Source organism: Williamsia sterculiae, assembly GCF_900156495.1.
Lineage (GTDB): Bacteria > Actinomycetota > Actinomycetes > Mycobacteriales > Mycobacteriaceae > Williamsia_B > Williamsia_B sterculiae.
The window spans coordinates 153,310-170,073 of sequence record NZ_FTNT01000006.1 but is presented as its reverse complement, the minus strand read 5'-3'; the positions used below and the strand labels follow the sequence as shown (position 1 = coordinate 170,073).

Annotated in this window: 19 protein-coding genes and 2 riboswitches; of the genes, 8 read left to right on the top strand and 11 right to left on the bottom strand. The window is 64.5% G+C overall.

Annotated elements, in window-relative coordinates; all coding sequences use genetic code 11:
• The first annotated feature begins 25 nt into the window (after positions 1–25).
• Positions 26–637, top strand: coding sequence for a flavodoxin family protein (locus tag BW971_RS11675; protein WP_076479699.1), 612 nt, complete (start codon positions 26–28; stop codon positions 635–637).
• Positions 638–2,103: 1,466 nt separating this feature from the next.
• On the opposite strand, the gene BW971_RS11670 is transcribed toward BW971_RS11675, so the two are convergent.
• Positions 2,104–3,864 carry an MFS transporter gene (locus BW971_RS11670; RefSeq protein ID WP_076479697.1) on the bottom strand — a complete coding sequence of 587 codons (1,761 nt, stop codon included), beginning with the start codon at positions 3,862–3,864 and terminating at the stop codon, positions 2,104–2,106.
• 67 nt (positions 3,865–3,931) lie between these two features.
• Positions 3,932–4,381, bottom strand: a complete 450-nt coding sequence (locus tag BW971_RS11665) for a MarR family winged helix-turn-helix transcriptional regulator (RefSeq protein ID WP_076479695.1) — start codon at positions 4,379–4,381, stop codon at positions 3,932–3,934.
• A 581-nt stretch (positions 4,382–4,962) separates the two neighbouring features.
• On the opposite strand from BW971_RS11665, the gene BW971_RS11660 reads away from it, so the two are divergent.
• Positions 4,963–5,358 carry a DUF1330 domain-containing protein gene (locus BW971_RS11660; RefSeq protein WP_268811123.1) on the top strand — a complete coding sequence of 132 codons (396 nt, stop codon included), beginning with the start codon at positions 4,963–4,965 and terminating at the stop codon, positions 5,356–5,358.
• Between the two features lie 253 nt (positions 5,359–5,611).
• On the opposite strand, the gene BW971_RS11655 is transcribed toward BW971_RS11660, so the two are convergent.
• Both BW971_RS11655 and BW971_RS11650 read right to left on the bottom strand, forming a co-directional pair.
• Positions 5,612–5,992, bottom strand: coding sequence for a fluoride efflux transporter FluC (locus BW971_RS11655; protein ID WP_076479691.1), 381 nt, complete (start codon positions 5,990–5,992; stop codon positions 5,612–5,614).
• Positions 5,977–6,489 carry a fluoride efflux transporter FluC gene (locus tag BW971_RS11650; protein ID WP_076479689.1) on the bottom strand — a complete coding sequence of 171 codons (513 nt, stop codon included), beginning with the start codon at positions 6,487–6,489 and terminating at the stop codon, positions 5,977–5,979. Before BW971_RS11650 ends, BW971_RS11655 begins: the two co-directional genes overlap by 16 nt.
• A gap of 95 nt (positions 6,490–6,584) precedes the next feature.
• A riboswitch (Fluoride riboswitch) is annotated at positions 6,585–6,670 on the bottom strand.
• A gap of 87 nt (positions 6,671–6,757) precedes the next feature.
• Positions 6,758–6,837, top strand: a riboswitch (Fluoride riboswitch).
• A gap of 141 nt (positions 6,838–6,978) precedes the next feature.
• Here BW971_RS11650 and BW971_RS22240 point away from each other — a divergent pair.
• The 4 genes from BW971_RS22240 (at position 6,979) to BW971_RS11635 (ending at position 10,162) form a co-directional block, all read left to right on the top strand.
• Positions 6,979–7,203, top strand: coding sequence for a histidine phosphatase family protein (locus BW971_RS22240; protein ID WP_143690317.1), 225 nt, complete (start codon positions 6,979–6,981; stop codon positions 7,201–7,203).
• Complete coding sequence (locus BW971_RS11645; RefSeq protein ID WP_076479687.1) at positions 7,200–7,637, top strand: universal stress protein; 438 nt, start codon at positions 7,200–7,202, stop codon at positions 7,635–7,637. The genes BW971_RS22240 and BW971_RS11645 overlap by 4 nt, the downstream gene beginning before the upstream one ends.
• A gap of 690 nt (positions 7,638–8,327) precedes the next feature.
• The gene (locus BW971_RS11640) at positions 8,328–8,804 is read left to right on the top strand and encodes a MarR family winged helix-turn-helix transcriptional regulator (RefSeq protein WP_083709802.1); all 477 of its coding nucleotides are present in this window, start codon (positions 8,328–8,330) and stop codon (positions 8,802–8,804) included.
• A 2-nt stretch (positions 8,805–8,806) separates the two neighbouring features.
• A complete protein-coding gene (locus BW971_RS11635) occupies positions 8,807–10,162 on the top strand; it encodes a hypothetical protein (RefSeq protein ID WP_200799417.1) in 1,356 nt (451 codons plus the stop codon).
• 203 nt (positions 10,163–10,365) lie between these two features.
• On the opposite strand, the gene BW971_RS11630 is transcribed toward BW971_RS11635, so the two are convergent.
• Together BW971_RS11630 and BW971_RS11625 are read right to left on the bottom strand one after the other, a co-directional pair.
• The gene (locus BW971_RS11630; RefSeq protein ID WP_076479685.1) at positions 10,366–10,794 is read right to left on the bottom strand and encodes a VOC family protein; all 429 of its coding nucleotides are present in this window, start codon (positions 10,792–10,794) and stop codon (positions 10,366–10,368) included.
• A 2-nt stretch (positions 10,795–10,796) separates the two neighbouring features.
• Positions 10,797–11,342: a MarR family winged helix-turn-helix transcriptional regulator gene (locus tag BW971_RS11625; RefSeq protein WP_076479683.1), complete on the bottom strand. Its 546-nt coding sequence runs from the start codon at positions 11,340–11,342 to the stop codon at positions 10,797–10,799.
• A 176-nt stretch (positions 11,343–11,518) separates the two neighbouring features.
• On the opposite strand from BW971_RS11625, the gene BW971_RS11620 reads away from it, so the two are divergent.
• Both BW971_RS11620 and BW971_RS11615 read left to right on the top strand, forming a co-directional pair.
• Positions 11,519–12,415, top strand: a complete 897-nt coding sequence (locus BW971_RS11620; protein ID WP_076479681.1) for an NmrA family NAD(P)-binding protein — start codon at positions 11,519–11,521, stop codon at positions 12,413–12,415.
• 72 nt (positions 12,416–12,487) lie between these two features.
• Positions 12,488–13,255: an SDR family NAD(P)-dependent oxidoreductase gene (locus BW971_RS11615; protein ID WP_076479679.1), complete on the top strand. Its 768-nt coding sequence runs from the start codon at positions 12,488–12,490 to the stop codon at positions 13,253–13,255.
• 105 nt (positions 13,256–13,360) lie between these two features.
• On the opposite strand, the gene BW971_RS11610 is transcribed toward BW971_RS11615, so the two are convergent.
• The 5 genes from BW971_RS11610 to BW971_RS11590 form a co-directional block, all read right to left on the bottom strand.
• Complete coding sequence (locus tag BW971_RS11610) at positions 13,361–14,290, bottom strand: DUF5996 family protein (protein WP_234974364.1); 930 nt, start codon at positions 14,288–14,290, stop codon at positions 13,361–13,363.
• Between the two features lie 73 nt (positions 14,291–14,363).
• Complete coding sequence (locus BW971_RS11605; RefSeq protein WP_076479677.1) at positions 14,364–15,215, bottom strand: patatin-like phospholipase family protein; 852 nt, start codon at positions 15,213–15,215, stop codon at positions 14,364–14,366.
• The gene (locus tag BW971_RS11600) at positions 15,203–15,646 is read right to left on the bottom strand and encodes a MarR family winged helix-turn-helix transcriptional regulator (RefSeq protein WP_076479675.1); all 444 of its coding nucleotides are present in this window, start codon (positions 15,644–15,646) and stop codon (positions 15,203–15,205) included. The genes BW971_RS11605 and BW971_RS11600 overlap by 13 nt, the downstream gene beginning before the upstream one ends.
• A 48-nt stretch (positions 15,647–15,694) precedes the next feature.
• Positions 15,695–15,985 carry a putative quinol monooxygenase gene (locus BW971_RS11595; RefSeq protein WP_076479673.1) on the bottom strand — a complete coding sequence of 97 codons (291 nt, stop codon included), beginning with the start codon at positions 15,983–15,985 and terminating at the stop codon, positions 15,695–15,697.
• Positions 15,986–16,059: 74 nt separating this feature from the next.
• Entirely contained in the window at positions 16,060–16,497 is a 438-nt protein-coding gene (locus tag BW971_RS11590; protein ID WP_456119721.1) for an Rv0361 family membrane protein, read from the bottom strand.
• Positions 16,498–16,764 lie beyond the last annotated feature (267 nt).

The window sequence follows — 16,764 nt, the reverse complement described above, 5'->3', positions numbered from 1 at the left end:
CGCCCATCAGTCTAGGAGTCCTCATATGGCGGACCTCGTCGCCGTTGCGTTGGTATGCAGTCTCAAAGCGCGCCCTGACGCATCAAGTAGTGAAACGATCGCACAGCACGTAGCAACAGAACTCGACAAGCATGACGTCAGTACGCAGATCATTCGTATCGCGGATTTTGATGTCAAACCCGGTGTCGAGACCAATATGGGGAACGGTGACGACTGGCCCGAGATACGAGCACAGGTCGCAGTGGCCGACATCCTGCTCATCGCGACCCCGACCTGGATGGGCCACATGTCCAGCATCGCCCAACGCGTACTTGAACGCCTCGATGCGGAACTGTCGTTCACCGACTCCGAAGGTCGGCCAGGAATGGTCGGCAAGGTCGCTACAGTCGCCGTTGTGGGCAACGAAGATGGCGCCCACAAAATTGTCGCCGACGTCTTCCAGGCCCTCAACGACGTCGGGTACTCGATTCCCGCGCAGGGCTGCACCTACTGGAACGACGAAGCAATGGGATCGCGAAATTACATCGACCTTCCCGCCGTGCCCGATCCGGTTATATCCACCACGGCCGCGTTGGCCCGCAACGCGGCACATCTTGCGCGACGACTTCGCGGCGAGGCTTATCCGCCCTACGCGTGACAACCTGATTGGCTCCCGGACTTTGGTTCTGTCGAGAAACGCGATAACGAGACAAGAGGAGCGGCGTAGTTGCGGATCGGCTCTGTCCTGACCTCCTGGGTCTTTCGCACAGTCGGCGGTAGTGCTAGCAGACTCGGATGTGTTCGACGCTAGGCACTACAGACCGTGGTTGCCAGGCGCGTTCTTTATCTATTGTCATTCGGAGGTTCCAATAGGGTCTGGCGAGAGTTGTAAGTATTACGAAGCTCGCGTCGTCTGGCTTCCGGTGACGTCTGGACGGCCCACATTATTCGACGCACGAGAACGAACTTCGTCGACGAGCTCAACGGGCGCCGCCCAAGAGATGCTCCCAGCCCCTTCGCTATGTGTACACCGGTGCGATGGACGAATGGGCGCCGCACCTGAACTGCGCGGTATGACAACGGCGTCAGGCGACTTGCCTTTCTCGGAACGGCGGCAGGGACAGAGTCGGTGGAATGATCCGGCGTCCCTGGGTTGGGTCGCAGTTGACCGCCCGGGGGCAGGTGCGAACTCCAGTCAGGTGAGCCGACGTCCACTGGGTCGGACCTGTGTGTCAGAACTCTTCAAGATGCGGAGCACCGTCGACTTGCCGAGCCCGAGTCGTTCGGCCACATCCAGTGCGCTCAGTCTGGACGTGTACAGCTCGACCGTCTCGCGTCGATGTCGCTCTGTGACACGCGATCGGAAACTCTTGCGCGGGGATGGTCCCTGTTCAGGCCGCTTATCATTGCGATGAGGGGCGTTGACGATGGCTTGAGAGAGCACTACCACATAGGAATGGTTAGAACCACGGTCCTCAGGGGCCGTGGTTCTTTCTTTTTCCCACGGTAGGCGACCCCTGGGGCGTTCGACGCCATCACGACAGGTCGACGGTTGGTTGTGGCGTGCCGGCGTGCGTACGAAGGCAGGTCGCGCGGTACTTTGTGGCCCGTTTTGTCGGCACCTGTGACCTCTGGGACCGCTTCGGTCGACCTCTGCGCGGTGCTGAGGACACTGGTTTGGATTGGGTAATCCAGGGGTGTTTCCGTTCGGTCCTCAGGGTGTGCACGAGATCTGGATCGGCCAGCAACACGAATTCTGGTTGGTGGTCGCCGATCTCGCTGGTGCTGATCGTATTGTTTGCTACTTGGAACCTCGGCTTACGGCAAGGTCGTACAGGGTCGTCAATTGGTAACAAGTGACTAAAGCCTCAGTCGACGCGAGACGCTACTACCGGTTGGGCGTGCCAAAGGCCTACTTAGAGTCATCATACATCCAGTCGATTTGATCTTTTTCGCTGGCGTAATCTGTGCCGTCATTGACGTTGAGAACCAAACGTTCACAGACGACTTGCTCAAAACAATTAAATTGAACCCTATTGACCTGGAGTGTTACCACTACAGGTCGTCTGCGGGACCTTCTTGAGCGGCATGTGGACTAGAGGTTGGTGCGGTAGTTCGGATAGGTCATTCGGCGCCGGTCCGCGCGAGCGCCGTGTCGGGCCCGTCGGTTGTGGGCTTGTTTGGTCCGGTGGTGCGGGCGCCACGCAGCACCGAGGCGAGCGCGGCGAGCATGGCGAGGGCGGCGGCGAACGCGAACACCACGACGAGTCCGGAGTGGAAAGGCCCGGAGATCAGGGCGGGGAAGAACTCACGGCCGGTGAGCGCGTGCTGCTGCGCTGCGGGCAGCTGGGCCAGGGTGGCGTGGCCGAGCAGGTGCTGGATGGGGTTGACGCCGAGTTGGGCGGCGAACAGTGAGGACACCGGTGGCAGTGAGCCGGCGTGCGCGGCGGCGGCGTGGGGGACGCCGTGTTCCTCGAGCCCGCGGGTGAGGGTTTGCGGCAGACTGCTGGCCAGCCCGGCGATCATCAGAGAGAAGAACACGGCGATCGACACCGCGGTGCCGCTGTTCTGAAAGGTGGCGCGCATGCCGGACGCGACCCCGCGCTGGTGGGCGGGGACGCTGCCCATGATCGACGATGAGTTTGGGGAGGCGAATATTCCGGACGCGGCACCGTTGAGCGCGATCAGCGCGGCGAAAACCCAGTAGGAGAAGTTGATCGGGACGAACACGAGGCCGAGGAAGCTGGCGCCGAACAGCAGCGCGCCGGCGGTGGACAGCCCACGGGAGCCGAACCGATCGGACAGGTATCCCGATACGGGGCCGGCGGCGAGGAACCCGGCGGTGAGCGGCAGCATGAAGATGCCGGCCCACAGCGGGGTGTCGCTATAGGCGTAGCCGCGCAACGGCAGCCAGATCCCTTGCAGCCAGATGATGAGCATGAATTGCATGCCACCGCGGCCGATAGAGATGGCCAGCCCCGCGAGATTGCCGGCGGTGAAGGCGCGCAGCCGGAACAGGCTGAGCTCGATCATCGGTGCCGCGACGCGGCGTTCGATCAGCACGAACGCCGCGAGCAGCGCCAGACCGGCCAGAAGCACGCCGACGACCAGCGGGCTGGTCCACCCCATGGTGTGACGCCCGTAGGGTTGCAAGCCGTAGGTGGTGGCGATCAGCACGGCGCTGAGCCCGACGGCGAAGGTGAGATTGCCCCACCAGTCGATGCGGGCGCGTTGCCGTTCGCCGGTCTCGCGCAGCGTCCGGTAAGCCCAGACGGTGAAGAACACGCCGACCGGGACGTTCACCCAGAACACCGAGCGCCAGTCCAGCGCGGCGAGCAACCCGCCGGCGACCAGGCCGATGAACTGCCCGGCCAGTCCGGCGACCTGGTTGACACCGAGTGCGAACCCGCGCTGCTCGGCCGGGAACGCGTCGGTCAGAATGGCAGCGGAGTTGGCTTGCAGCATCGACCCGCCGATGGCTTGCAGGAGTCGCCAGCCGATCAGCCACATCGCGGCGTGGCCGCCGTGGAGCGGGTCGAAGGACAGAAGGATCGAGGCCACGGTGAACACTGCGAACCCGGCGTTGTAGATCCGGACCCGGCCGAACATGTCCCCGAAACGGCCCACCGTCACCACGAGCACGGCCTGCACCAACCGGTATCCCATGATCATCCACAGCAGGTAAGCGATGTTGCCGGCTGCCAGCGGATCGAGACCGATGCCCTCGAAGATCGCCGGTAGAGCGATCAACACGATGGACCCGTCCAACGCCGACATGAACACCGCCGCCGTGGTGTTTGTCAACGCCGTCCACTTGTAACGGTCACCGCTACGGTGCGGCACCAACGCCTGCTCAGCGTCGGATGACGGCGGCGAGATGCTCATCGGAGCCGGTCCTTTCATGGGGACGATGGCGCCCGGTCTGCCTCAGGTGTCGGTGCGTGGCGGACGGTCAGGGCGTGGTGGGGATGCTGCGGCCCAGCCGCTCCAGCAATGGTGCCGCCGCAGCGAGCTGACGTATTTCCCGCTCGGTGAACTGCTCGGTTAATACGTGGGCCAACTGCTGGCCGCGGGTATGGCGTTTTGCATCCAGTAGGGCGAGACCGGCAGTGGTCACCGAAACGATCACTCGCCGACCGTCGCCGGGATCACGTCGCCGCTCGACCAAACCTTGCCCGACGAGACCGGCAACCGTCGCGCCCATGGACTGCGCAGTGATTTGCGCCGCCCTGGCCAACTCCGCGGAACTGGCCGGGCCGTCACGATCCAACCGCGACAACACCGACCGCTCCGGCATCGTCAGTCTGTCCTGCACCGGCAACTGACGCACCCGCCGAACCAACACGCCGACCCCGGAGAGCAGTGCCTCCGCCACCTCGTCGACATCAGGATCTTGACGCATGTGGGAAGGCTACCTGATAAGGCTGGCTTAGTATATGCTGTCAAGCCGTGACCCGCGGGAGTCAGAGCGCAGGCTGCGCCGAATGGCCCATCAGAGGTTCGAGAACCTCATCGCCCAGGGGCGAACAGTGGCCGGCGTTCCTGGCGGCGATCCGTGACCAGGGGAGCTGGTGCCCGTGCTCGCTACCCGCGACGAGTCGGGTCGGTTGGCTTGGCGCTTCGTTTCGCCACCGGTGACAAGACAGTCTGATCATGTTGCTTGAGAACGCAATCGACGATGACGGTTACTACGTCAAGGAAACGCAATGTTCGGCAAGTCAGCCACTTAATCGCGCTATCTCCGCGAACGTGTCACGTGCTACTTCTTGAGCCAGTGGCGTGTCCGGGATGGGCGGATGGCTGTCCGGCCCGTATTCTCGGGCTTTCAAGCTGATTCAGCAGCGTAACCGGTTGTCACAGGTGTGTTCCCGGCCCAGCGTCATGTGATCAGACACCCTGTGCGGCAGACGGAATCTGTGTCCTGCGTCCGATCGGCGTCGGCGAATGTCGCAGCTATGACCTCCGGGGTAATTGTCGAGCTCGATGGTGCGTGGTTGTCTTCGCAGAAATACTGCCGGACGTCGAAGGGAATTCGCACCCGTGACTGCTTACGCTATTGCGCACATGCACAACATCCATCCCGGCGAAGGTGTTGGTGAATATCTGGGGGCCATCGATGCAACCCTCGCGCCTTTCAGCGGCCGATTCATCGTCCACGGTGGACGTCAGAGAGTCGTCGAAGGGCCTGTGGATGGGATCGTGGTGGTCATCGAATTCCCGGACTTCGCGACCGTTCAACGCTGGTATGAATCTTCCGCGTATCAAGACATCGTCGGTCTTCGCGCCGCAAACACCTGCAGCGTCGCGGTGCTTGCAGAACGATGCGCGAGTGATCACCGCGCGACCGATGTCCTCGCCGAGCCCGATCATTATCGGTGAGAGCCGTACGCCGATGCGCTGCCGGGCGGCGATTCCCCGGGCGCGTCAGAGCGACGTTCCATTGCTCGAGTGAGGCTGACGTACTCCGCCGATCGGGCTCTCGTCGAGTTCGGCTACGACTCCGTGTATTTCGGGGCAACAACCCGGACAGGCGGTCGGGATCCGCGAGTGACTCTGGGTCGAGCTGGGGCGCGATCAGGAGGGCGCGGACGTGGTCCGACTGAATCTGCGGGGTTGGTGACGCGGTGCGGTGTCACAGTGCCCAGACGAGCGCGAGGCCGGTGAGGCAGGCTCCGATGGTGCAGGTGAGGGTGCCGATCGTATTGACGAGGGCCAGGAGTGGTCGCCGTTGTTCGAGGAGCCGGACGGTTTCGAAGCTGGCGGTGCTGAATGTTGTGTATCCGCCGCAGAACCCGGTTCCGAGGATTGCCTGCCATGCGGTGGGGTGGGCGTGGAACAGCACCAGCCCAGCCAGTACACCGAGGAACAGCGAGCCGGTGGTGTTGATGATGGCGGTGGCCCAAGGGAATACCGTTGTTCGGCGTGTCTTGAATGCGGCGTCGACGAGGAACCGCAGCACGGATCCCACGGCTCCGGCGAGGATGGTCAGCGCGGTGATCACGAGTCGCCCCATCGTCGGTGGATGGTGGTGGCGATCGTGATGCCCGCCCAGGCGGTGATGGTGCCGGTGACGACGGATGCCGCGGCGTAACCGATGGCGAATGCGTAATGACCGGCCCTACCGAGGAGGGATGTTTCCAGGGCCAGGGTGCTGTAGGTGGTGAACGCACCGCACACCCCGGTGCCGACGCACAGGCGGGTTCGTTGCCGCCAGCCGGAATCGTCGCCCATGCGGGTGAGCGCTTCGAGTAACGCACCCAACACGAAGGCACCACCGAGATTGATCAGGAACGTTGCCCATGGCCAGCTTCCTGTGCCAGCAGGTAGTAAAGCCTCGATGAAGTACCGGGCGGTGGTGCCGACGATGCCGCCGACGAACACAGCGACGATGGCTGTTGGGCGGTGATGCAAGGCCCGGGTGTCGGTGGGGAGGTCTGGGTCGATGGGCAACTCGGAATGACTGTCGCCGAAATTGATCGCACCAGAGGGCTCGGGGATGTCGTCGGTCATCACCGTGCTGCCTCCGCCTCGTCGCAGCGGGTGTCACCGCGAGCCGGTTGGGCGGGGTGGGGTGCGCAGCCCATGGGGTACCTACCTCGTTTGATCGACGAGTAGGAACTATCAGCCGAGAGGGCGGTTCGACCTCAGCTCAGATCAGCAAGGTCCGGCGAGATCCATCGCCAGAGACTGAGACTAGACCCCTGCGTTCCGCGATGGGACCGTGGGTCTCGGCCATGGCCCGATCAGCCGTACGTCCGCCCGTATGTGCGCTACGCTCAGCAGGTGCGGCGATGGATCTCGCCGGATTTCCTGTTCGGGAAATCGAACCGCCTCTCGGCTGATAGTTCCTGCTGATGACACCTTGTTGACAGTAGGAGTGATGATGTCGCATCAATGTTCCCGTCCGGTGGCGTGGCAGTCCGCGCCGTGCGCCCTCGGTTCCCTGCCCACCGCGTTCGCGCCCTCTGGCCGACACTGCCGCCTCGGTGAGGGAACGTCATGACTGCCGAGGTGATTCTCGTCCGCCACGGCGAGACCTCCCTGAACGCCGACGACTGTATTCGGAGATTGGCTGATCCACCATCGAACGAGACCGGCGGTCAGCGGGTTACCGCGTTCCGAGCCGCTCGATCAGCTACGGCCGCCCTCATGAGCACCGGCCGGCGCTGGGGTAGTGGCACCTCGAGGCGCGCGGCACACACCACGAAGGGACTCGAGAGATGAATGTCGTCATCGGATACGACGAGCACCCCGCGAGTCTCGCAGCTCTGCGCACCGGCGCTACGTTGGCGCGCGGGCAGGGAGCAACGATCTGGGTGGTGCATGTCGCAGACATCAACGACGAACCGGTGGATCCAGATTCGGCGGACTATGAGGGCGACACCGCAGACAGATTGGCGCACCATCGTGCCACCGTCTCCACCCTTCTCGACGCCGACCGCCACGACTGGTCCTACCAAGTCGTGCACGGGCCACCCGCTCCCGCGCTGATGCGCATTGCTGAAACCCTCGACGCCGCATTGTTGGTGGTGGGCCGACCGGAACACGGTCTGACCGCCCTCCTGGATCACACCATGAGCGGTGCGGTGTCCCGCGAACTACTTCGACACGCGACATGCCCCGTGCTCATCGTTCCCGAAAACCGCTCATGGCAGTGAGCGCACCGACTCGGCGCACACAGGTTCACCCAACAGCGAACGTGTTGATAGCGGACCCGTCATGCTCGAACATTGCATAGTCCTGTGGGCGACGGTCGACTCCACCCAAGTTGTGGCACAGTGCCACTGATACCTGCACCGCTCACCTGATGACGGCGAGAAGGCAGGTAGCGGTCTACTCGGTCGCCGTCACACTGCGCTCAATACGATCACGCGAATGATGCAAGAACAATGTGATGTCGCCTTCCGCTCCGTGGAGAAATCGTCTCATTTCCGATTACGCGAAAATGAGGCGGCGCGGTGATTCGGAGTGCTTTACGGGGCGTTTACCGTCTGGGTCAATCAGTGGTTGGTGGTATCGGGAGGCGCGCAAGAGTCCCCGAGACAGTCGCACTGCCGGCCACGCCGGATCCACCGAAGGATCGCGGTGATGAAGGGACCCAGCACAAGCATGGACGTGTCCATTCGCAGCCATTCCCGCCGCTGCGCCGCATGGACTCGGAACCTCCGTCCGGGACCAGCAAGGACCGAGAACCGGGTCCCGACCACCCATGTCGCGACCGCCCCGGCGAGGGTGGCGGCATCATCTTGAGTTGGTGATCGCTGCACTGCCATCGCGTCCTGGCTGGCAGAACTGGCCACGGTAACCCTCCCGTTTCGCGGCGTTAGTTGGTATACACATTAATTGTGATGGACGCGCGAGCGGTCGAGGGGGTGTGGCACAACGGCGGGACGTTTCATCTCCTGCGCCGAGTTCTGCAACGCCACAACGCGTTGTGGCGTCAACGGCTACCCGCGTTGACACCGGTGCAGTTCAGCGTGCTGTTGAGCGTGCACAACATGCCGGGTGCCGATCAGAAGGCCATCGGTACGGCGGCCGCGGTCGAACCGACCACGATGGCGAATCTGATGGGCCGCATGGAGCGGGCCGATTTGATCGAGCGGTCGACCGACCCCGACGATCGGCGTCGGCAGTCGGTGAACCTGACCCGACACGGGCGCAGGCAACTCCGTGCCGCAGCACCGATCGTGCGCTCGATCCGCGACGAGTGCCTCGGTGTCATCCCGACGCGCGACGCGCAACGCTTGCAACACCTGCTCGCCGCACTGGTCCGAGCCGGTGAGTTCAAGGAATCGTCTGACGAAGCAACCGATAAGGAGAACTGATTGTGACTGATCAGCACACCGGTGTCGATGCCACCGTGTCGAATGCGGCCGAGTTGGCGAAGGCGATTGCCGACGGCGCACATCGCATCGCGGTGGACGGCACCATCAGCGGCTCACCGATGATCACACTGCCCCCTGGGGTGAGCCTGCGCGGCGGCACTCTGCAGTTCGGAGCGAAGGGCGTGCGTCTCACCTCAGACAACACCTTGGAGGATCTCACGATTGAGACCGTCGAAGCTGAGGTCGCCATCTCGAACGACACCAGTGTGGAGGATTTGGGGACGCTGACACTGCGTAACCTCACGACCCGCGGACAGATACTCCTGCTGGGTGAAGACCGGGTGCGGGCCGGGCACGTCTCGGTGGACAATGTCCGAGTACTTGCCGCTGATGTCCGTGGCCGCTCAGACCGCCCGCACGGCTTCGGTGTGGACGCCCTGCAGGGCGCTTTCACCCTGTGGAACCGCCAGCCAGACCCGTCAAGTGAGCTCACCGCGCAACTGCTCGACATCTCCGCCGGGACCGCCGACGAGCCGGTCCGCGGTAGCGGTGTGTTCGTCGGCGGTCATGGTGACTGGGCCGGCAAGGCCGACGGCGGTACCGTGCGAGTGAACGAGCTACGCACCGGAGAGATACACAGCGACGGCGGGATCCCTGCCGGGACACCTGACCTGATCTCGGGTGGGGTGTTCGTGATCTCCGGTGCCACCGTCGACACGGTCACCGCGGCCGGCCCCACCACCACCTACGGCCAGAACGACATGGTGCTGGACAACTGGGGCGTCGTCACCACCTGGATCGCCACCGCACCGGTCACCTCCCACGGTCCCAGCGGTATAGGGTTCGTCCAGTTCGGCGATATACAAACCCTCGACGTCCAGGCCCCCATTGTCACCACCGGTAAGGGTGCGCGTGGATTCAATCTCTACGACGGCACTCTGCAGACCGCAAGCTTCGCCGGCATCGCCACCACCGGCGACGGATCCGTCGGCGTGCAGATCAGTAAACCGCTGGGTTCGCTGACCGTGCACGGCGACGTCACGACCACCGGCGGCGAAGGCCTCAGTCTGGTCAAGGGCGTCCAGGTCACCCTGCAGGCCATCGCGCTGAGCGTCAAGGGCGGCGGCGTGGTGGACACCGTCAACGTCGGAGGCAAGCTGGCCACCGCAGGCGACAACGTCGTCACCATGGAGATCGAAGGCCAGGTCGGAGAGTTGAACGTTGCCGGTGGGATTGAGGCCACCGGTCAGGACTCCGACGCGGTCCACGTCGGCAGTCGTGCGGCGGTCCCGACCCTGGATCACATCGCCGTGACGGCATCACACGGCGCTCCGATACGCGTGACGCCAACCGCATGACCCAGACCGCAGATCCCTTCGCATGGTGGGTCGACAGCGGACAATGAGAATCCTTCGAACTGCTACTCCCGCGGTCCGATCTCGTCGGCGGTGGCGTAGTAGGGGCCATGTCAGCGACCGATTGCTGCCGTTCTGCGATGTGCTGTGGGGATGGCTCCAGGGGTGGGCTGGTGCGCGTCGCATCGTCGTCGGGGATCAGCATCTCAGACGCTGTCGTCCGTGCGTGCTGGTTTCTGGACGAGGACTTCGCCCTCGAGCCCATCGGGATCGCGGAAGAACACGCTGAGCACGGCACCGAAGTCGTTGACCGCGCCATCGCTGGCCCCGCGTGCCACGAGTCGTTGTCGGATGGTCTCGAACGCCCCGGTGGTGGCCGCCTGCAACCCGAAATGATCTATTCGCCCACGCCCCCACATCGGGGTCTGCCGGTCCGGTTCATGATTGCCGTCGATGGTGACGACGTTGAGCTCGGTGTGCGGACCGATGGCGATGACGGTCATCGTTTCACCACCATCGTCACCATGTGGCTTCGTCGGACCCACCTCGGCGTCGAACACGCCGCGATAGAAGTCACCGAGCCTCTCGACGTCGCCCGAGATGAGGGCAAGATGATTGATTCCGTTCAACAGCATGCTCACTCCTGCAGTGGTGGGGAGGTGTCACCGTCCGGTGCGCCAACCGGTTCGGACTCACACGTCTGATTGTCACCGAGTGCCTCGGCGAGCTCCGCTGACAGAATGATCTTCATCATCAAGGCCCGAAAGGCACGCTGCTCCGTGGCAGTCAGGACGGAGAAGAACGACGCCTGGGATCGCGCCGCAGACGAGCTGACGTCCTCGACGAGCCGCCGGCCGGCGTCGTTGAGGGTCACCGTCACCCGACGCCGATCATTGACGTCGGGCGTCCGGGTCACCCACTCACGTCTCGCCAACGCCTCGACATAGGTACTGATGTGACTGCGGTCGGTGGCTAATCGGGTGGACAGTTCATGTGGCGCCAGCGGGCCGAAGTCCGACAAGGCCACCAACACCGCGAATTGCTGTAACGCCAAGCCGCGCTCCTTGAGCATGTCGACCAGCGGCTTGTTACCCAGCCGAGCGACGCTGCCTGCCAGATACGACGGCAATGCCAACAACGTCGGCGGTCGCAGTGACGCCGATGCATTCTCCGAGACGTGCATACTCTGATAATAGCACTGTGTATCTATTTGATGATCTCTGTGAAAGGTCGGCACCTGCGCGTTTCAAGCCTTCTGTCTCGGGTGATACGGAGATCACCACCGATCCGTCGTGTAGCGTTGTATCCACAGTGTAATTACGTACTGCCACTAGATGGCGGGTTGGAAAGGAGGAAGCCATGTCGAAGACGGTGCTCGTGGTTGGTGCGACCGGGAACCTGGGTAGTGAGATCGTTCGCAAGCTGGTCGATCGAGGTGCGGACGTGCGAACTCTGGTCCGGAAAGGCCGCGAGGACGGCGGGGAGAGGCTGCGCGATGAGGTCACATCGGGGTCGGTGACGGTGGTGGTCGGGGATCTCAACGACGACGTCCAGACTCTCGTACCTCACCTCGATGGTGTCGACGTCATCGTGTCTGCAGTCCAAGGCGGCCACCACGCGGTGACCGACGGTCAGGTGAATCTGATCCACGCCGCCGAGGTGGCCGGTGTACCGCGGATGATCCCCTCCGACTTCAGCGTCGACCTGCACTGCCTCGACTACGACGACAACGTGGCCCTGGATCTGCGGAAGAAGGCCGACGAGACGTTCGTCGGCAGTAGCGTACGGCCGACGTCCGTGCTGAACGGTGGGTTCATGGAGGTGATGTTCGCGCCGTTCATGGAGATCGTCGACCTCGATGCCGGCACCTTCTCCTACTGGGGCGACGGCGAGCAGCCCATGGACTTCACCACTATTCCCGATACCGCCGCGTATACCGCTGCCGCTGCGCTGGACGACAGCGCCATCGATCGGACGGTGCGCGTCGCCGGTGATGTTCTCACCCTCACACAGCTTCACACCGTCATCGAGAAAGCCACCGGACGCACCCTGCGCGTGCACGAACACGGATCCATCGCCGCGCTCGAAGCCGAGATCGATCGACGAAAGTCGACCGCCACCGGCCCCGGTGACTTCGTCGCCCTGCAATACCAGTGGGCCATGATCACCGGCAAAGCCAAACTGCGCGACCTCAACAACGGCGATTATCCGGACATCACGCCCACCTCAGTGGCCGAGTTCCTCGCCACCCGATGACCCGTCCTCTGTTACTGGGACCGGTGTACCCCACGATCGGTCTCTGCCGACAACTACGCGAAAGGGCGCCGCATGCCCGCTCTCACAGGTAAACGGGCATTGGTCACCGGTGGTGGACGAGGCATCGGTGCCGCCATCGTCCGTCGCCTCGCCGCCGACGGTGCACACGTCGCGATCAACTACCGCGCCGGCAAAGAAGCCGCTACCGCACTGGAGCAGGAGATTTCCTCCTGTGGAGGGACATCCGTGGCTCTCCAGGCAGATCTGAGTCAAGACGGTGCCGCTGCCGACCTGGTCGGGCGCACCGTCGATGTGCTCGGCGGGCTGGATATCCTCGTCAGCAATGCGGGAATCGAACACTTCGGGGCCCTGGAAACGATCACCCGCGCCGACGTCGACCGAGTGTTCGGTATCAACGTCGCCGCCCAGCTGTTCGTCACCCAAGCCGCGGCAGCGGTAATGGGGCAGGGCGGTCGAATCGTACTGACCTCATCGGTGAGTGCACGCATCGCCGTCCATCACCACACCCTCTATGCCGCCAGCAAGGCAGCAGTGTCGGCAATCGCGCTCAACCTCGCTCCGGAACTGGCCGGTCGCGCCATCACCATCAACGCCATCGCACCCGGTGGTACCAACACTGACATGGCCGCCGACAACGCGGTGCGGTACACCCGTCCACAACTCCGACACCTCCCGCAACAGACCCGAGCATCCCTCCTCGGTGCCATCGGACGACTGGCCGAGCCGTCCGAAATCGCTGCAGCAGTGGCGTTTCTCATCTCTCCGGACGCGTCCTACATCACCGGATCCACCCTCGCCATCGACGGTGGATGGATGTGAACCGGCAGGGTAGAGGCGAGTTGCGGAGCCACGCGTCGAGCATCTCGCGCCCAGTCCGGGCGCCCCCGTCGGATATCGATGTGTGCCACGGGGGCAGGCAGCCGCTCAGCGCACCGGCGGCGGCGTCCCGAAGGCCGAGTCCGTGAGCGTGGGGTCCCACTCGCAGGCTCCGCACGAGTACCGCAGTGCGCCACGCAGGAACTCCAGTGACGTCCGCTGCGGATCGTCGGAGGCCTCCACGTCGGACCACGGCAGCACGTACTCGCCGAGATCGTCGTGCCACGCCGCGGGCGACAACTGCGCGGCCGAGTAACCCGCAGGGGCGGGGTGGGCGTAGGCGTAGAACGCAGCCCTCGGATACCGCGCGTCACCGGGCCACCAACCGACGGCGACTTCCTGCGCGTCCATCGCGTTGCGCTCGATGAACCCCTCGCTCGACGGGTTCGCCGCTGCTCCGGAGAACAGGCTCACGGCGAGATCGAAACTGCCCCACCAGGCGTTCACCGGCGTCGACCGGCCGCGGTACGGGGCGCGGTAGATCGCCAGCGCCGTGGCAGCCCGGGTGGCAGCGTCGAAGTACCGCTCCACCGCGGCGACGTCATAAGTCGCATGCTCGTGATCCTTGTCGAGAGGAACCGACCAGGGAACCTCCTGTGCGGTGGTGTCGATCTGCACCTGCCCGGCAAAGCTCCCGACGCGGTCGAGAATGGCGGCCGTGACATCGGCGACGGACCGACCGGGGGTGAGCGGGAACGCCGCCAGCGCGCCGCTGCTGTGTTCCACCACGGCCTGATGAGAACGCAGATCGAGGAGCACACCGAACACACCGGAACCGTCGGGCGCGGGCAGCACCGGAGTCTCCCACCCGCGGACGGTCAACTGCAGCGCCGCATGTTGCAACTGCGGTTGTGGTGCAGCGAGTTTGACGGCGAGCTTCCCGAGTATCTGGGTGTACCCGTGCAGGGTGTCGCATGTCGCGGCCCAGTTCGGATAGTCGATCATCGAGGATGACGGGCGTGCGTCGACATCAGTCATGTGACCAGTGAACCAAGTGGTGGCGGCAACCACCAGGGGAATGGTCGAGCGGGCGCACGGTCGTGTACTCGTCTCAGCGTGACTCGTGGTGCCACCGGCGGATACGCATCGCGACGTCACGGGCCTGTCCCGAACCACGCTGAAACGCCGTGCGCCACGCCGTCGATGGCGGCACCGTCGCGTCGAGGAATTCCCGACCCTCCGGCCCGGGGCCGATGACGAGTGTCGCACCCGCGGTCATCACGGCGGACTCGGCGTGGGTCCGGATGTCAGGAACAACGCCCGCCAGTGGGCGCAGGACCAGCACGCGGTCAGTGTTCAGCGCGACATCGGCGTTGATGTCGGAGAACAGTCCGCCGTCGACGTGACGGTGTCGACAGAGTGCGACGGGCGGGAACGCGCCGGGAAAGGCATGACTGGCCGCCACCACCGACGCGACGGGGATATCGTCCGCCCGGGTCCACACGCGTCGATCCGTGGTCGTGAGATCGGTGCTGACGATGCGAAGGTCCGCGTCCGGCCATCGGCTCACGCCGATCAGCGCCTCGATGCGATCGAGCTGCCGATCGGTGGCGGATGCGACGTCGGCGACGAGCTGCGCGATGCGGCGAACGTGCTCGTGACCGTCCATCGATGGCGTGCCGAGAATGCGGATTGTCTCGCGTTGCATTCCCGGGTCGGGCGGCGGCGCGTCGGCGGTGCCGGGGGTTCGCGGGTCGTCACCCAGAGCGTCGATATCTCGTGCGCCGCCGGCCAGGATGACCGCGGCGAGCGCGCCCGCCGACGTCCCGATGATCACATCGGCATCGAGTAGACCGACGCCGTGCGAGGTCAACCCGGACGCGAGACCCAACAACCAGGCGGTGCCGCCGACGCCACCTCCGCCGAGGACCAGCGCGGTGGTGGGGTCGCCTACCAGTGCCACGCGTCGCCGCCGACGTTGGCGATGGTGCGCTGCAGTACCTCGATGGTGGTCACATAGTCGTCGTCGGAGATGCCGTGACGGCGTTCGTCGTTCAACTCGCGTTGGACGGTGGCCGCCGAGTGGAAACGTTCCGTACCCGTCGCGGTCAGCAGAATGCGGTCGTCATCACGGACGACCCAGCCCTTGTCGATGCTCGACGCGATGGCCTCGGTGATCGCCCCGTCGGACTCGTTGGGGCCGATCGTCGCGACGACGTCGACGTCGTGCGCGCCCGCGAGGTGCAGGGAGAGCTGATGCAACAACCACCATTCGGGTTGCGTCACATCCAGTTCCGCCAGGCGTCCGCGGGTCCGGGCGCGGATCGCCTGTCCTGCACGTGCGGTCCAGAACCCCAGCGGCTGCAGCGCGGCTGGTTGCATCTCTCGGGTCATGCTTCGAACGGTAGAACTGCAACCAATGTTGAGGTCAAGAGGACATGATCAGTCCACGCTCGTCAACGGGTGGACGGTGACGTCGGCCAGATTGTCGCTCTGCGATGCCAACGCTTCGGTGACGTGCGGCGACTTCATGTGCGCGTCGAGATCGGACTGATCCTTCCAGCGCTCGACCGTGACGAAGGTGCCGGAGGCGGACGCCGATTCGAACAGGTCGTAGGCGATGCAACCGGACTCGCCACGGGTGGCGGTGGCCAATGTGCGCAGTGCCGCGGCGACGTCCGTCTCGGTCCCGGGTTTGGCCGTCAGCGTCGCCACCACGTGCAGTTCGCTCATGCGTCAACTCTCCTCACCGCCTCGACGCCGGTCGTCGAGCGCTCGTCTGCGACGGTACTCGCGCCCGATGAGGCTCACCGTTGTTGTCCGAACTCCTCCGCAGCCTCGTCGCAGACCTTCCACGACTTGTCCTCCTCGCGGAAGAAGAGTGTTCCTTCTCCACCTGGCGTGCTGACCACACGCGCGGAAGCGACCTGACCCCGAATCTGGACGTTCTGCACGGTCACTCGATGTCGGGATCCGTTGTCGTTCCCCGTCTCGCTATCGCTGCCGGCACCTTCGGGCACCAGATTCTCCTGCAACGCATCGTCGCGCTGTGCGTCTGCCTCCGGGCCGCAGAGCAGGGAGACCACCGTCGCGTTGTCGCCGTTGCCGACCGCGGCGACGTACTTCTGCGCCGCGGCCGTGATGCGGTCGCTGTCCGAGGGATCGCGGTGCCAGAGCAACAGTGTGGCGGTGACCGCAACCGCGGCGATGACCGCGATCGCCGCCAGGATCACCACCGGTAACACCCACTTGGGGCGGTGCCGCGTGGGTGACGGGCCGCGGTGGTCGAAGGGCGGGGGAGGCGGGTTGGGTATGAACGGGACCTGGCCTTGTGGTGGCCACGGACCCGACGGGGCGGACCCCTGCTGCGGCCACGGCCCGGCCGGGGGCGGACCCTGTGGTGGCCACGGACCCGTCTGTGGTGGGCCCTGGTACGGCCAGGGGGGAGGGCCGGGCGGTGGGACATGAGGCGGTGGGAGATAGGGCGGGGTCTGAGGATACGGCGCAGCCTG

Bases quoted from the DNA above. Each gene is read 5' to 3' on its own strand.
- BW971_RS11675 (WP_076479699.1), top strand. From the start codon at position 26: ATGGCGGACCTCGTCGCCGTTGCGTTGGTATGCAGTCTCAAAGCGCGC.
- BW971_RS11670 (WP_076479697.1), bottom strand. From the start codon at position 3,864: ATGAGCATCTCGCCGCCGTCATCCGACGCTGAGCAGGCGTTGGTGCCG.
- BW971_RS11665 (WP_076479695.1), bottom strand. From the start codon at position 4,381: ATGCGTCAAGATCCTGATGTCGACGAGGTGGCGGAGGCACTGCTCTCC.
- BW971_RS11660 (WP_268811123.1), top strand. From the start codon at position 4,963: ATGGTGCGTGGTTGTCTTCGCAGAAATACTGCCGGACGTCGAAGGGAA.
- BW971_RS11655 (WP_076479691.1), bottom strand. From the start codon at position 5,992: ATGGGGCGACTCGTGATCACCGCGCTGACCATCCTCGCCGGAGCCGTG.
- BW971_RS11650 (WP_076479689.1), bottom strand. From the start codon at position 6,489: ATGACCGACGACATCCCCGAGCCCTCTGGTGCGATCAATTTCGGCGAC.
- BW971_RS22240 (WP_143690317.1), top strand. From the start codon at position 6,979: ATGACTGCCGAGGTGATTCTCGTCCGCCACGGCGAGACCTCCCTGAAC.
- BW971_RS11645 (WP_076479687.1), top strand. From the start codon at position 7,200: ATGAATGTCGTCATCGGATACGACGAGCACCCCGCGAGTCTCGCAGCT.
- BW971_RS11640 (WP_083709802.1), top strand. From the start codon at position 8,328: ATGGACGCGCGAGCGGTCGAGGGGGTGTGGCACAACGGCGGGACGTTT.
- BW971_RS11630 (WP_076479685.1), bottom strand. From the start codon at position 10,794: ATGCTGTTGAACGGAATCAATCATCTTGCCCTCATCTCGGGCGACGTC.
- BW971_RS11625 (WP_076479683.1), bottom strand. From the start codon at position 11,342: ATGCACGTCTCGGAGAATGCATCGGCGTCACTGCGACCGCCGACGTTG.
- BW971_RS11620 (WP_076479681.1), top strand. From the start codon at position 11,519: ATGTCGAAGACGGTGCTCGTGGTTGGTGCGACCGGGAACCTGGGTAGT.
- BW971_RS11615 (WP_076479679.1), top strand. From the start codon at position 12,488: ATGCCCGCTCTCACAGGTAAACGGGCATTGGTCACCGGTGGTGGACGA.
- BW971_RS11610 (WP_234974364.1), bottom strand. From the start codon at position 14,290: ATGACTGATGTCGACGCACGCCCGTCATCCTCGATGATCGACTATCCG.
- BW971_RS11600 (WP_076479675.1), bottom strand. From the start codon at position 15,646: ATGACCCGAGAGATGCAACCAGCCGCGCTGCAGCCGCTGGGGTTCTGG.
- BW971_RS11595 (WP_076479673.1), bottom strand. From the start codon at position 15,985: ATGAGCGAACTGCACGTGGTGGCGACGCTGACGGCCAAACCCGGGACC.